13 protein-coding genes are annotated in these 14,319 nt (G+C 44.8%); 4 read left to right on the top strand and 9 right to left on the bottom strand.

Going from position 1 to position 14,319, the window contains the following annotated elements:
- Positions 1-116: 116 nt before the first annotated feature.
- Together F6K57_RS09870 and F6K57_RS09865 are read right to left on the bottom strand one after the other, a co-directional pair.
- On the bottom strand, positions 117-2,141 hold the full coding sequence (locus tag F6K57_RS09870) for a mechanosensitive ion channel domain-containing protein (RefSeq protein WP_293042061.1): 2,025 nt from the start codon (positions 2,139-2,141) through the stop codon (positions 117-119).
- Positions 2,142-2,215: 74 nt separating this feature from the next.
- Entirely contained in the window at positions 2,216-2,791 is a 576-nt protein-coding gene (locus F6K57_RS09865; RefSeq protein ID WP_293026511.1) for an FHA domain-containing protein, read from the bottom strand.
- Between the two features lie 293 nt (positions 2,792-3,084).
- On the opposite strand from F6K57_RS09865, the gene F6K57_RS09860 reads away from it, so the two are divergent.
- The 4 genes from F6K57_RS09860 (at position 3,085) to lnt (ending at position 9,509) form a co-directional block, all read left to right on the top strand.
- Positions 3,085-4,002, top strand: coding sequence for a branched-chain amino acid transaminase (locus F6K57_RS09860; RefSeq protein ID WP_293026509.1), 918 nt, complete (start codon positions 3,085-3,087; stop codon positions 4,000-4,002).
- Between the two features lie 75 nt (positions 4,003-4,077).
- Positions 4,078-5,898 carry a tetratricopeptide repeat protein gene (locus F6K57_RS09855; RefSeq protein ID WP_293067017.1) on the top strand — a complete coding sequence of 607 codons (1,821 nt, stop codon included), beginning with the start codon at positions 4,078-4,080 and terminating at the stop codon, positions 5,896-5,898.
- A gap of 324 nt (positions 5,899-6,222) precedes the next feature.
- Positions 6,223-7,401: a glycosyltransferase family 39 protein gene (locus F6K57_RS09850; protein WP_293026505.1), complete on the top strand. Its 1,179-nt coding sequence runs from the start codon at positions 6,223-6,225 to the stop codon at positions 7,399-7,401.
- 203 nt (positions 7,402-7,604) lie between these two features.
- Positions 7,605-9,509: an apolipoprotein N-acyltransferase gene (gene lnt / locus F6K57_RS09845; protein WP_293067147.1), complete on the top strand. Its 1,905-nt coding sequence runs from the start codon at positions 7,605-7,607 to the stop codon at positions 9,507-9,509.
- A gap of 127 nt (positions 9,510-9,636) precedes the next feature.
- Here the strand turns inward: lnt and F6K57_RS09840 are convergent, their stop codons facing one another.
- From F6K57_RS09840 to F6K57_RS09810, 7 genes are all read right to left on the bottom strand, one after another.
- The gene (locus tag F6K57_RS09840) at positions 9,637-10,389 is read right to left on the bottom strand and encodes a class I SAM-dependent methyltransferase (RefSeq protein WP_293067014.1); all 753 of its coding nucleotides are present in this window, start codon (positions 10,387-10,389) and stop codon (positions 9,637-9,639) included.
- A 31-nt stretch (positions 10,390-10,420) separates the two neighbouring features.
- Entirely contained in the window at positions 10,421-11,632 is a 1,212-nt protein-coding gene (locus F6K57_RS09835; protein WP_293067011.1) for a BtaA family protein, read from the bottom strand.
- A 13-nt stretch (positions 11,633-11,645) separates the two neighbouring features.
- The gene (locus F6K57_RS09830) at positions 11,646-12,287 is read right to left on the bottom strand and encodes a hypothetical protein (protein ID WP_293067008.1); all 642 of its coding nucleotides are present in this window, start codon (positions 12,285-12,287) and stop codon (positions 11,646-11,648) included.
- A gap of 183 nt (positions 12,288-12,470) precedes the next feature.
- Complete coding sequence (locus F6K57_RS09825; protein ID WP_293067004.1) at positions 12,471-13,103, bottom strand: YqiA/YcfP family alpha/beta fold hydrolase; 633 nt, start codon at positions 13,101-13,103, stop codon at positions 12,471-12,473.
- 24 nt (positions 13,104-13,127) lie between these two features.
- Positions 13,128-13,589, bottom strand: coding sequence for a Spy/CpxP family protein refolding chaperone (locus F6K57_RS09820; RefSeq protein ID WP_293067001.1), 462 nt, complete (start codon positions 13,587-13,589; stop codon positions 13,128-13,130).
- 53 nt (positions 13,590-13,642) lie between these two features.
- Entirely contained in the window at positions 13,643-13,780 is a 138-nt protein-coding gene (locus F6K57_RS09815) for a hypothetical protein (protein ID WP_293067000.1), read from the bottom strand.
- A gap of 127 nt (positions 13,781-13,907) precedes the next feature.
- Complete coding sequence (locus F6K57_RS09810; RefSeq protein ID WP_293066997.1) at positions 13,908-14,243, bottom strand: hypothetical protein; 336 nt, start codon at positions 14,241-14,243, stop codon at positions 13,908-13,910.
- Positions 14,244-14,319 lie beyond the last annotated feature (76 nt).

Below are 14,319 nucleotides of genomic sequence, written 5' to 3'. Positions count from 1 at the left end.
CTGCATAAGCTGATAGCTGATACCTGATAGCTAATAGCTCTTAGCTAATAGCTGTTCGCGTAGCGTGCGCGTAGCGCTTAAGCTGATACCTGATAACTGAAAGCTGATAGCTTAACTTAATTCTCATCTAAATAAAAACGGTAAAACAAATAATCATCTCGGAAAGGATGATCATCTGCGACATGATGAATAATACCTCGATTAATCAGTATCTGTCCAATAGCAACTGCGTCTTCCCGAGTAGAATTACACCGTTTTACCAACCAATCTACCGCTTCTGAGCCAACAAAACAGCATCCATAGCTATTGAGACGATAGCGACGGTCTTTAATATCCAACGCTTCTGGTTGACGCATTTCTTCGACCAAGGTTTCAATGTCTAGTGTTATCATATCCTCTTGGAAAGGAGCCGTAGGGTAAGAGTCTTGATCTATCTCATCCATAGGCTCTAGGAAACCTGAAACTAAGGAATCCTGGGGTAGCTGCTGAGACTGATACCCATTGGGAATATAGAGTTGGTTTTCGGGCGGTTTTGGCTGACGTTCCCCTAGCCAAGCGGTCAGCAATTTCTCTAACTGAGGCGATCGCACATGGAGGTCTCGTTGAGGAAATGGTATATGGATATCATAGCGACGCAGACTTTTCTCAATCCGGTAGTTGAGGTCACTCTTGATTTTAGGCTGCCGCTTGGGGTCTCCAGTCCAGACCAACAGCTCAAACTTGAGGGCACTCTCACCAAATTCCTGAAACCAAACTTGGGGATAGGGCCTTAGTAACACTTCCGGGTGACTCTTCGCAGCTGCCAACAGTGCCTTCTTGACCTGCTCCACATCAGATCCGTAAGCCACTCCTACAGGAATCTTGAGCCGGGAAATCGGGTTACCGTGACTCCAGTTAATCACCTCAGTTTCTAAAAAGCGGGCATTGGGCACAATTATTGTCACTTTATCCAAGGTGCAAATCTCTGTACTGCGGGAACCCATTCGCTGCACAGTTCCCACCAAATCGTTGACCTTAATAAAATCCCCCAGTTGAATCGGTCGCTCTAGGGTGATAATTAAGCCACTGATAAAGTTGTTAGCAATATTTTGCACACCAAAGCCAATTCCCACCCCTAAGACACTAGCAAAAATGGTTAGGGAACTTAAATCCAACCCAGAACTTTGGAGTATGATAATCATGCCCAAAAACGTCAGGACATACTGGATCAGGGTAGCAATCACCTCTTGCACCCCTGAATCAGCGCCAGTTTTCCCCAAGATGTAACGCCTCAATAGCCTGGTGAGGGCACTAACCCCAAACCATAGCACAACGGTTAATACCACCAACAGCAGCACTTGGATCGCAGAATACTTGCTTTCTCCGGAACCAATTACAGGAGACTTGAGGAAGTTTAACAGTTCATAACGCCAACTGCGAACTTGGGGAAATAGGTCACTAATGGTTAAGATAACTGTAGTCCACAGGATAAGCTGTAACCCTAACAGGGCTGCCCCGAGAAATAATTTAGCTGGGTCGTGCCAAGGGAAAAAAGGCGAAGCCGGATTCCCTAGCCAGGAGGTCAGTTTCCGCAAGGCAAATTGCCTGAAGACCCGTAACAGCAAGTACAACAGGATTAACAACACCAGCACTATGCTTGTAAACCTTACTGCCTGACGACTATAATCTGGCATCCGCTGTCGTTTGCCCTGCCGGATCGCCTTTTCAATCAGCTTCTCCCATTTTTCGGCTTGCTCAAGAGGATCAGTATCAGGAATTTGATCGGCCTTGGTAATCGTGACCAGAATCCGCTCGGTAAACTTGGTACGAAGAATCCCCTCGTTTTGCCCGACATATTCAATGTCCACATATTCAGGTTTTTGTAGGGATTTCACCTCCCTTGCTAAGCGCTGATTGATCAGCTCGGCTCGCTCAGTAGCGCTAAAGTTGCCAGCGTTGCCGACTTGAAATAATTCAATACCATCCACTACCACAGGAGCTTTCTTAGTGCCATTTGCAAAAGATTCCTGTGCTAAGGTAGAGGCTGGTAATAGGGTGAGCAGTAGGGTAAGTACACCTAGCAAAACCAATCCCAAGGAACGCTGAAACCTAACCCTTGGGAAAGGGTTAATGGAAAATCGAACATTCAGAAGAGATTCCATAGGTGACGTTCCATTTAGGTTCTATTTTCGATAACATTAGAATCTCATGGTTAAGGTTTAGCTAACTAGCTGTGCTAGACTACCCGTTCTAAATGTGTGGAGGAATCGTTTTCCTGGTCTGGCGTTCCCGGTTTTAACCCCTCCAGCAGACCGCTGACCACGGCCCAGGTGCCGACTCCCATTATTAACAGTACCACTAAGCCAATCAACCAAACCACAGGTTTATTATTGGGCAGAGAGTTAGTGACACTTTTCTCTCCTAATAGACTAGTCTGGTCAAAGTTCTGTGCAGTGGCGTTCAGGTCATTTTCCCGTTTCAAGGTCGCTGTAATCTTGTACGGACCAATCCGCAGGGTATCCTTGCTTGAAAAAGGTTGAATACCAGAGCGAATCTTCCGCCCGTTAATAAACGTGCCGTTGGCGCTGCTGTCAGTAACATAGAGTTGGGTATTAGCCACTGTGATCAGGGCGTGATACCGGGAAATCTCCTTGTCAAGAAGTACCAGATGAGACACAGATTGACCTGCTAAGTGTGCTGGCAAATGGTCATTTTCTCGACCAACAGCAATGGGCGGTCTCAGAACAGGTTTCTTTAACTCGCCGGTTTCTGGGTCTTCCCAGGTCAATTGAACATAAATAGGTTCAGCCAAGATTTCACTCCTGCTAACTAGAACATAGTGGATCAGTGCTGAGAGGGTCAGTTTTGAGTGCTGAGTTTTGATTAGCACATTAAGCGTTGTTTTTCAACTATACCCACCGATGCTAAGGGGATGACAAAAAGGGTGAAAAATAGATAAGGTGTCCGGTGTAGGGTTTTGGGTAGGTCGTGGGGAGGAGCCAGTTCCCCCTGAGGGAGTGACAACAAGGCTAAATGCCATGGAGAGCATGCTGTCAGCCACTCGTTAAACTGAGGTAAATTAATCTTAAAGCACTGATTTTAACTATGCCTGATTTTTTGCCCATTGCTTACTTTCAGAACAAGTTTGTCCCTTTCACTGACGCCAAAATCTCCATTGCTACCCATGCCTTGCACTACGGCACGGGAGCTTTTGGCGGATTACGCTGTATCCCTGACCCAAAAAACCCACAGCAATGTTTACTGTTTCGGTTAGACCGCCATTGCCAACGCCTAAGTAATAGTGCTCGGTTATTACACTACAATTTACCTCCTGATAAAATCGAGACTATTATCGTTGAGTTTATCAAACAAAATAAACCAACTAAGTCGTTTTATATCCGCCCTTTTGTCTACACGTCAGATTTAGGAATTTCCCCGCGACTCCATAATATTGAAAAAGACTTTTTTGTTTATGGATTAGAATTAGGAGATTATTTATCTCCTGAGGGAGTTAGCTGTCGGATTAGTTCATGGTATCGACAACAAGACCAAAGTTTACCCTTGAGAGGTAAAATTAGTGGAGCTTATATTACGTCTTCCTTGGCGAAAAGCGAAGCAGTAGAGTCTCGCTTTGATGAAGCCATTATGATGAATTCTGAGGGGAAAGTATCGGAAGCTTCTGGGATGAATATCTTTGTGGTCAGAAATGGCCAGCTGATTACCCCTGGATTCGATCAGGATATCCTAGAAGGAATTACTCGGGATAGTATTCTGACCCTTGCTAAAGACATGGGCTTGCCAACTATACAACGACCAGTGGATAAATCAGAACTATTTATTGCCGATGAAGTATTTCTGAGTGGGACAGCGGCAAAGATCACCCCAGTTAAACGAATCGAAAACTATCACTTATCTCCAAACAGACCAATAACCGAAAAGCTCAAGGAGATGCTAGCAGCAATTACCGAAAATCGGGAACCGAAATATAAAGACTGGGTGTATACGGTTAAAATTGATAAATAAACTAAACTTAGGCTTATAGAACCCTGTAAACCTGTAGCGACGTCTGGGATAGCGAGTAGAATCAAAGCTAAACACATGAACAATCAACTGATAAATTCTGCAAACCCCTTAGGCGGTCGCTACAAAATCATCAGCAAGCTGGGAGCAGGTGGGTTTGGTCAAACGTTTCTGGCACGGGATTTGCACTTGCCAGGAACTCCCCAATGTGTGATCAAACAGCTCAAACCCCAGGTGACGGATCCTCAGTGTTTGGAAATTGCCAAACGCCTATTTGAGCGAGAAGCCCAAGTCCTCTACCAGCTGGGTAACCACGATCAGATCCCCCAGTTGCTGGCACATTTTGAGGAAAATCAGGAGTTTTATCTGGCCCAAGAATTTATTGATGGAGAACCCCTCAACCAAGAAATCCGTCAGCCTTGGGAATCAAATCGAGTGATTGCTCTGTTGCAAGACATTCTACAAGTCCTAGTATTTGTCCATGAGCAACGTGTGATCCATCGTGATATCAAACCCCCAAACCTGATCCGCCGTCGCAAGGATGGTAGAATTGTGATGATTGACTTTGGGGCAGTTAAGCAAGCTAGCACCCAGATTATCGATCCCGAAACGGGGCAAACCAAGACCATTGCTATTGGCAGTCATGGCTACACCCCCAAAGAACAGTTCGGTGGCAATCCCCGTTTTAGCAGCGATATCTATGCGGTGGGTATGGTAGGCATCCAGGCATTAACCGGAATTCATCCCAAGTTCCTGAAAGAAAACTCCGAAACAGGGGAAATTAACTGGCGCGATCGCGTCCAAGTTAACATCCAAGTTAACTCAGAATTAGCGGATATCCTCGACTGTATGGTGCGCTATGACTTCCGTGACCGCTACCCGACCGCAGTAGAAGCGTTGGCAGCAGTTCAGAGGCTAACTGCTGCACCAACAATAGCTATGTCTGCTAAAGTTCCGGAAGAGACTGTTTCTGTTTCAGCAACATCAGCACAAACCCAGGCCAGATCAGAGATCATCCGAAGATGGTTAACTAAGCCTTGGTTGATGATTACTGTCTTAGCAGGGATGGGTATCAGTATTTCTGTGATCGGTACTAAGACTTTTCTAGTTACGAAACCTGTCAGTCAAACTGACAATATTACTGACAACATTAGCGATACCGTTGCGGAAACCTCGACTACCAGCTCTGAGTCAAAACCTGGAACTCCAGCCGTTGTTAGCAACACCCCTGAAAGTACTACTACCAGCTCAGTCCAAAAAACTATTCCTGAATCGGATACCGAATCAGCTGCGAAATCGGCATCCGACCCGGAAACACAACCAACGGAAACACAACCAACTGCAATAGAATTAAACAGCCAAGGGGAGAGCTTGCGGCAAGCAGGAAAGTACCAACAAGCACTGATGACTTACGAAAAAGCGATCGCAAGGGACTCAAATTTAGCAGAAGCTCATTGGGGTCGTTGCTATAGCCTCAATTCCTTAGGGCGTACTCCAGAAGGACTGGCTGCCTGCGATCAAGCCCTTGCCCTTAAACCTGACTACCCAGAAGCATTGTGGAGTAAAGGTGCAGCTCTGGAATCCCAAAACACTCTAGCAGCCCTAGAACTATACGAGAAAGCGATCGCAATCAAGCCCGATTTTGCTGACGCCTGGATTAACCGAGGAGTAGCCCTCCATAAACTCAAGCGCTACAGTGAGGCCATAAAAGCTTATGAGCGGGCACTTCAACTCAATCCTAATTCTGCCGATGCTTGGAGTAATTTAGGGGCAGCCTATTGGGCCAAAGGTCAATACAAGGAAGCAATCAATGCCATGGAAAACGCACTTCAAATCCAGCCGAATCACCCCAATGCTAAGAATCTGCGTCAGCAGGCAAGGGAACAATTAGGCCGTTGATCAGTCGGGAAAAATAAATATTTGATAAAGATTTTATATCTAAATAAATATCTGATAAAGATTTTCGGTTTTGGTCTTAGAAATGGGAAAATCCTCTACTATTACGTTTAATTGGTATTAAGCATTATACCGGATAGCGCTAGGGATTAAATACGAAAACCTAACACCTAACACCTTATCCTAATTTTCAAAACTAAATTGACAGAGTACTAGGATTGCGATTGCAATCCCTAATTTGAGTTAACTAATTTGAATTAACTTTGCATCACTATGAAACTGAATACACCAGCACTTGGAATAAGAGCAAATTGGCTCGAGAAGTGGATGCCGATCGGCCTAATTTTACTAGTCGCTACTGGGTTGTACCTATATCAACTCGGCACAGAAAGCTTATGGTACGATGAACTATTTAGCATTAACAAAACCCAGAGTGGGATATCACTGCCTCCGAAGAATCTGACACGTCCCTTTTATTTCATGATTCTCTACATTTGGATGCAGTTTAGCACTAGCACCGTTTGGTTGCGTGGGCTATCTGTGATTTTTGGACTAGGCAGTGTCTTCCTAATCTACCTGTTGGGTCGTCGCTTAGCTGGAAAGCCAGTTGGCTTGATTGCCGCCCTGTTACTAACCCTCTCCCCTCTGTTTATCAACCATGCCCAAGAGGTAAGGATGTACACCCTAATCCCCTTCTTAAGTTTGGGGGGTACCTTAGCTCTAGCTCATGCCCTTGAAAATCCTAGGTTTGCTGCCATCAACTGGTGGGCTGTGGGCAGGTTTCTAGCCCTTGTGACTACTCCGGTTAGTGTGACCTTGTTTCTGCCAGATCTGGTATTAATTGGATGGCAGTTCCGTAATCAAAAGCGCCGATTATTTGCCTTTGGGATTAGGCTGCTGCTGATTGGGAGTTGTTGGCTTCCTTTAGTATCAGCAGTTAATGATTCTTCCACTAAATTCCTCAAAGGTTGGGTGACACAGTACCCAAAACCCAACATGATCTTAATTGTCTCTGAAGTCACCCACTTGACAGTTTTCTGGCCATTGAGACACTTACTAGGGTCAGGCATCAGTGCCAACGACCTGATGAAACAGCTCAATCAGCAGTCTATCATGGACTGGCTTGTGGAGCATGTATTAACCTCAAATATTGTACCTTTGCTCTATTACATGGCATATACAGCCATGGCAATCGGCTTGCTTGCTATAGCTCTATTGAGCAGGCACCCCTCAACAAAACTCTGGTGGATTAAAGTGTGGGCATTATTACCTGCCGGATCTATCTTATTGATATCCTATGTTTCCAGTTCCATATGGAAAGCTCGCTATCTACTAATTGTATCCCCCTATTTCTTAATTCTTCTAGCAGCAGGCTTGATGCAAGTTTGGCGTTGGCAACGTCGGGTGGCTGTTTTAGTAACTTTGCTCTACGCTATAGCAGTGGGTAGTGGTCTAGTGCATTACTACACAACGTTGTATCGTGTAGCAGGTGGTCCGCCAACTTGAGACTTTTTGAATATATAGCAATTTTCATAATCATGAGGTACACAGTATTTTTCAAGACTCCCATCCATACCAGCGCCCGTAATCACAACTAAACAAACTCTTAACCCTACTCCCTAATCCCTACTACTTACTCCCTAAAACCTAGAAATTTGTACCTCACCAAATTGATAACTGCTCTATTAGCGTTAATCGGTGGCATCCTGATGGGACTGACACCATCACCAACAGAAGCTTGGCCCCTAGCGTGGATTGCCCTAGTGCCGCTATGGTTCATAGTAGTCAGGGGTCAGAGTATTCGTGGCAATGCTTTATCTGGTCTGATCTGGGGTATCGGTTATCATGGCTTAGCTCTATCTTGGATTACTGGTATTCACCCGATGGATTGGATGGGGGTACCATGGCTAGCTAGTATTGCGATCGCATTATTCTGCTGGATATTCATTACCCTCTGGGGAGCACTCCTAGTAGCTGTCTGGGCAATAGGAATCTCTATAACTCAATCAATTACAGCAAGTTTCGCCCCCCTAGCCCCCCAACTTTGGGGGGTTCTTGAGTTAAAGTCCCCCAGAATTGGGGGATTTAGGGGGCTTGCAGCTAAAGGTAATGAGGTCAATTCATCTGAAAACCGCTGTAAATTCCCATCCACCAAAGCGACACAACAACGTGATATAAATCCTGATATAAATCCTGATATAAATCTCCCTATCCCCACTCAAAACTATTTTCTTTTAACCTCCTGCTTGCGGGTTCTAATCGGTACAGGCTTGTGGTGTGGCATAGAAACCCTGCGGAGTATGAGTCCCCTGTACTGGTCTTCCTTATCCTATACCCAAAGTCCCCATAACCTGATAATTTTGCACCTCGGTCAATTATCCGGTCCAATAACAGTTACAGCAGCTATTGTCGCCGTCAATGGTTTAATTGCTGAAAGCGGCTTAACCATTAATAAGTTTAACGTTGGAAGCTTGAAAGTTGACAGGTTGAAAGTTGACAGGTTGAAAGTTGAAAGTAATCACAACAAGCTTGAACCTTGGCCAAAAGGCCACGCTACGCGAACAACCTCTCAAAACCTTGAACCTTGGCCAAAAGGCCACGCTACGCGAACAACTCCTAAAAACCTTCAACCTACAACATTCACTCCCTACAAACCTTTAACCCTTGTGACTATAGCAATCGGGTTATTAATCAGCTTGCATCTGCTGGGATGGTTACTGTACAGCCAACCAATTGAGCAATCAAAAGATTCTGCTATTAAAGTCGGTATTATTCAAGGAAACATCCCCAATGAAATCAAACTTTACTCCGCTGGCTGGCAGCGTGCTATAAAAGGTTACACTACTGGATACCAGACATTGGCAGATCAAAAAGTAGACGCAGTGCTAACTCCTGAAACTGCCTTACCTTTTCTTTGGGAAGAACAGGTTCGTACTGTTAGTTCCTTTTACTCAGCAATATTAGATAAAGGGGTTCTAGTTTGGGTGGGAGGCTATGGGCAAAGAGGGCGTAGCCTTACCAATAGTTTGTTTACTGTCACCGGTACTGGTGAGACCTTGAGCCGTTACGATAAGGTCAAATTAGTGCCATTGGGGGAATATATTCCTTTTGAAGAATTCTTAGGACGTTTAATTGACCGACTATCCCCTCTTGATGCTCACTTAGCACCAGGTAAACCTAACCAGTTAGTAGAAACGCCCTTTGGTCAAGCAGTGGTAGGAATTTGTTATGAGTCAGCTTTTCCCGACCACTTCCGCTATCAAGCTGCCGCTGGTGGGCAGTTTATCCTCACTGCATCCAATAATGCCCATTACAGTAATACAATGCCTGCCCAGCACCATGCTCAAGATGTAATGCGCTCCATTGAAACAGATAGGTGGACAGTTAGAGCAACTAATACCGGCTATTCGGGTATTGTAGACCCCCATGGCAAAACACTATGGCTATCCGGGATTAATACCTATGAGTTGCACGCAGATACGATTTATCGACGACAGACTCAGACGTTGTATGTGCGCTGGGGTAATTGGTTGACTCCGGTGTTATTAGGGTTAGGGGGAATTGGCTGGTTGGTGTTGGCTTGGTTTGGAGTTAGTGTTGGCTTGGTAAATTAAACAGCCTTGCATTTAATTTGCCTAGACAAGCTAGTGATAAACATCTAGTGGTTTTGCTGCGGTAAGCTTCAAGGTTTCCGGGGCTCAAATAACTACTTTTGTACCACTAACCACCATTAGAGCAACTTCAAGTTTTAGATCGTTTTCGACCAATAAACCTATAGTAGGGAACTTTCAAGCCAGGTAGAAATGGTAAATTTCCCATCTTTTCTTTCAAAGACACAGTATCAAATTTATGATGCAAGTAGCCTAGGCGATTGGGACAAAGAAAAACGTTATCCGTGGCAAACCAAATCGGCCAGAAGTGACGAGCTAAAAACGAATGACGTTGCAATCCTTCAGGGGGATGTTTGTGAGACACATAAAAATCCACAACCCCGATCATTCCCCCTGGCTTCAAACTCTTTTCAGCTTGCTCAATCGCCGCAAACCATTCGGGAATCATGGTTAAAGAATAGGAAAAAGTGACGATATCCGCCACCCCTTCTGGCGGTAAAAATTGAGTGATATCGGCTTCGACAGTGGTTACATTTGTCCAGCCGTGATCGGCTATTCGCCCTCGCGCCACTTCCAGCAGGGAAGGGGACAAATCCACAATGTAAATTTTACTAAACTTAGAGAGGCGATTAGCAATGGATTCCAAATTCGACCCCGTACCCCCCCCGAAGTCAACCCAGACACAGCCATTGCTATCGCTATCGGCAAGGGATTGATAAAGTTCTTCTCGTCCTTTTAGCAAACGCCTACGAAAGCGATCGTAATCCGTTGATTGAGTACGATAAAAGTTTTCCAATCGCTCTTGATGGCTATCCCCTCGGATCGGTTTGGCTAGATGATAAACCGTTTTGAGATCGCTAATCAAGTCGGATAAAACGCTCATTTTTTCTCTTCCCTCGCCAGTGGAAATGGTTTTAAGCAGTAACCAAATCTGCTATGTAAAAACTGCCGTAGGTCTGGACGCGATCGCGTGGGTGCAATTGGTCAGCCAATTCAGTATTGTACATCAATAAGTCTGGTAAAAATCGGTCTTTACCGCCATAACGCACTTGCACCGAATCAAGGTATTCCACTTTGAATCCTCCACTGCGAAACAAAATGCGAGTTTTCTCACTTGCTCTAGTCAAAATAGCTTGCCATTCTTTTTGCAATTCTTCGTGATTATACTGACTCAGCCAGTCCATGTGGTCGAGAAGCACGAAGCGAGAAATTCGAGCTTGACAATTTTCCAGAAAATTGGTTATTGTGCTATTTTCCACCTGAATGGGATCCACTAACCCGGATTTTAGGCGCAGGAAATTTTCTTCCTTTAAATATTGGGGACAGCAATCGGGGGAATATTCTCCATTCAGAAAAACTCGCCAAAAATAGTTATCTTGAATGGGGATCCGAGTAAAGACATTTTCGCACCGTTGGCGTACAAAGGTCGCGATACTTCCTTCGTCGAGATAGCGTTCCATCTGTTGACGTTGCTGTGCGGGAACACCGAGCATCCACAGGACTAAATCGCTATTGAGGAAGCGATAGAGATAATCTTTCCAAAAGACGGGCTCGATCTCGCGCTGGTAAATTTCCTGCCGTTCTTCTGGGGTTTTGGCATTGAGAATGGCATCGAAACTGGGGCGAATTTTCAGGATGCGATCAATGTAGTAGTTGATAGCGAAAGCAAAATTACCCGTAGTTCCTCTAAAATAAAACGAGCGTCCGCTGTCGAATAATTTAGTTCCTTCTTTGTCCCAATACCCTTGCGAGGGTAAAGATAAATGGGAGCGCAGCTTTTGAGTATAAATCTCGTTAAACTGCTCCAACCGACCGCGACCGAACAATTGAAAAAATTGCTCGAAATCCAGTTCTCGAATCGCCGCAATTTTGAGTTCTAGCAACGCATTTTGTTTGGGATTGACATCGATGGCGTAAATTTGTTTGGGTGCGTCGAGAGCGTATTCCAAAGCGTTGCATCCCGCAGAGGTAATTACGACAACGGTATCGTCAGCTTGCAAGTTTAAGGCAACACGATCGAGTCTGGGATCTTCCCAGCAGGTAACGTAAACGAGATTCTGCTGATGTACCCAACTAAAACCAAGATATCGCCAGATATCTTTGATTGATTGCAATTTTGATAACACAGTTTAACCCTGACTAAATTTCCAGTAATACGGGAGCCTCAAAGCATCCAAAAGTAACTGCTTCTTTGGGTGTTTGCTGGCAAGCGAGAACCGACTCATCGATTGATCCTGCAATTTGTAAGGCTTGGGTTACCAGTTCCGAACAAAATATTCTTTGTATGTTCTGGCTATCAGAAGGAACCAAATATCGGTTAACTTTCAGCCAAGCTCCGATGGACTTCCAGCAGCTATACCTGACTTGGCGCTCATGAAGATTCCACAGCCAATTTTGCATTTTATCGATCCCTTCCGAACTTAATGGTTTTGCCAAAGGAACCCACCAAGCTTGTCCGTAGTTTCGATAAGCATTGAGCCAATTCTCCAGGTAGTGAATTTGTACTCCTGGTTTACATTTTTGGTTTCTAAAATCCGGCAAACTTGTGTAACTTGTGGACTCAGCGATCGCCACCTTTCCGTTCCCGTTTGCTTCCAGATCGGAATCCAGGACAATCGCCGTATGACTGTAATCGCTTCCAGTGAAGTATCGAATCAGAGCAGCATCGATCTTCAGTCCAGAAAAAGTAATCAGATCTCCTGGTTTAAATGGATAGAGAGGCTCAATCAAATTTTGGGTTGGGCTAGAGCGAGAGCTTGTGAATTTAATTGAATCTAACATCAACTTATTCAACTCAATGACAGTAAATGTGAACTCGAGAGTCAACCTCAGTTTCGATCTCGATTCATTTTTTTTTGACAGAGTAATTCTAGCCTATAGTGAAATTTTTGGGAAATAATTATTGTGATTATGTCCGGAATAATGTGCTGTTGGATCGGATGGAACACTCACCCCTCAACTGACCTAAAGATCACAAAATTCCCGAACTGCTGCCCAAATCAACGCCATCACATCCCGCAAACCGTGATCGCTCTCCAATTCAACCAATTGCACCCAAGGGCGGGTACTGGCATAATCACGACTCTCGATGATAGGAATCACGTCATCATAGCACCCATGTAGAATCAAAGTAGGTACTTGTCGCCCTAGCTCCAAAGCCTCATACTGACGGGCATCTTCTAGAAACTGGTAGTGCAAGGGAAGCTTTCGGTTTTCTCGGTAATGGTAAATCTCTAGATATCCCTCGGAGCGCCACTGATTGAGCTGTTCTGCTCCTAATTTGGGCAACCAATGGCGAAGGAACCCAAATGCTGGTGCTAGTAGAACCAGTCTCTTGATTTGTGGATGTTTTTGTGCTAAGTGTGCAGCGGTAAAAGCACCCAAACTAGAACCAATTAAAGTGACTGGTGTTCCATCTAAGGGCAGTAATGCTCCCACTTGACTAAGCTGGCGACTTATTGTTAAATGGTTAAAGTCATCTTGATTAAGGTCAGGAACTACTAGAGCGACATTGAGGCCAGCAAAAGCCTGCTGTAGATACACCGCCTTGGCTGACTCAGGGCTAGATGCGAAACCATGTAGATAAATAAATCTCAAAATCCTTATCCTTTGTGGTTCTACTTAATCCGATAAAGGATTTTGGTTGCTGCGCTGTCTCATGAATTGAGCAAACTGGATGCGTTGTTCAGGAGTCATCACCTCTCGCATCTGCAACATACTCTCAAAGCGTAACTTTCCTAGCTGCTGGTTCAATACTTGAACTTGTTGGTATTGAGTGCGGATAGTTTCTCTGTCAGCTGTACCCACCATCAAATCACTTAATGTCTGCTTGGCTTGACTCATTTCCTGACGAAGATCTATAATGGACTCTTCATACTCTATCCTAATGGAATGTAGCTGCTTCCTTTGCACGTGGTTGAGATTCAGTTCCCTGACTAACCTATCCTTAATTGATTTTGGGTGTTGTTGACCCTCAGGGTTGGGAATCAATTGAGAGGTTACAGGGTTGGAATTAGCTACAGCAGTGCAGCCAGTCAGGGTAACCATGAGAAGTGACAAAATATAACCTGGACGTAACAGCATGGAAGTTACCTATAAATGTCTTTAATTTAAAGTTTGTAAGAAATATTGAAGGTTTAAAATTCAACTTGAAGGTTGTTCGCGTAGCGTGGCCGAAAGGCCAAGGTTGAAGGTTGAAGGTTGTTCGCGTAGCGTGGCCGAAAGGCCAAGGTTGAAGGTTGAAAGTTGTTCGCGTAGCGTGGCCGAAAGGCCAAGGTTGAAGGTTGAAGGTTGACAACCCACTTTTACCTTGCCATAGCCGTTGGCTAGAGCCAACCTTTTAACAGGTCAAACCTTATCCTCTATAGGAGATACTGAGGTGATGGTTCCTACTATGCGCATTTATTGTCCAGTATTGGCTAATATCATCCAATCAGCTGGTGGAGTATGAATGACATTGCTCACCGATGTCTCTCCCACAACTCCATGCCAATTTTTCTCTAAGAAAGCTTCTAGAGTGGTTAAATTGTGGGTGCGGTAACCACTCCAAGCCATCAGTAAACCAACAGCGATCGCTGATGGAAGTAACCAAAGCTCTGGTTTACGACTAGGCGGTGGGGATTTAGCGATCGCATTTATAACTCGTTCCTCCAAGTCAAATGCTCCTGGTGGAGGAGTAGGTCGATTTTGGCGCAGAAATGCTTGCCATTGTTGGTCATCAGGTTGAAACTGAGTCATGGCATCTCTCCTTGTTGTTGGATGATATATTTCCGTAGGGAAGTTCGAGCGTGGAAAAGACGAGACTTAACCGTTC

Origin of the sequence: Moorena sp. SIO4A5 (genome assembly GCF_010672005.1) — a bacterium.
GTDB lineage: Bacteria > Cyanobacteriota > Cyanobacteriia > Cyanobacteriales > Coleofasciculaceae > Moorena.
The sequence above is the reverse complement of the archived record's forward strand: the minus strand, read 5'-3'. Positions and strand labels throughout refer to the sequence as shown.

What these genes read in the sequence shown, in the direction of transcription:
- F6K57_RS09855 (WP_293067017.1), top strand. Translation starts at nt 4,078, where the DNA reads ATGAACAATCAACTGATAAATTCTGCAAACCCCTTAGGCGGTCGCTAC.
- F6K57_RS09870 (WP_293042061.1), bottom strand. Translation starts at nt 2,141, where the DNA reads ATGGAATCTCTTCTGAATGTTCGATTTTCCATTAACCCTTTCCCAAGG.
- F6K57_RS09860 (WP_293026509.1), top strand. Translation starts at nt 3,085, where the DNA reads ATGCCTGATTTTTTGCCCATTGCTTACTTTCAGAACAAGTTTGTCCCT.
- F6K57_RS09840 (WP_293067014.1), bottom strand. Translation starts at nt 10,389, where the DNA reads ATGAGCGTTTTATCCGACTTGATTAGCGATCTCAAAACGGTTTATCAT.
- F6K57_RS09850 (WP_293026505.1), top strand. Translation starts at nt 6,223, where the DNA reads ATGCCGATCGGCCTAATTTTACTAGTCGCTACTGGGTTGTACCTATAT.
- F6K57_RS09820 (WP_293067001.1), bottom strand. Translation starts at nt 13,589, where the DNA reads ATGCTGTTACGTCCAGGTTATATTTTGTCACTTCTCATGGTTACCCTG.
- F6K57_RS09810 (WP_293066997.1), bottom strand. Translation starts at nt 14,243, where the DNA reads ATGACTCAGTTTCAACCTGATGACCAACAATGGCAAGCATTTCTGCGC.
- F6K57_RS09830 (WP_293067008.1), bottom strand. Translation starts at nt 12,287, where the DNA reads ATGTTAGATTCAATTAAATTCACAAGCTCTCGCTCTAGCCCAACCCAA.
- lnt (WP_293067147.1), top strand. Translation starts at nt 7,605, where the DNA reads ATGGGACTGACACCATCACCAACAGAAGCTTGGCCCCTAGCGTGGATT.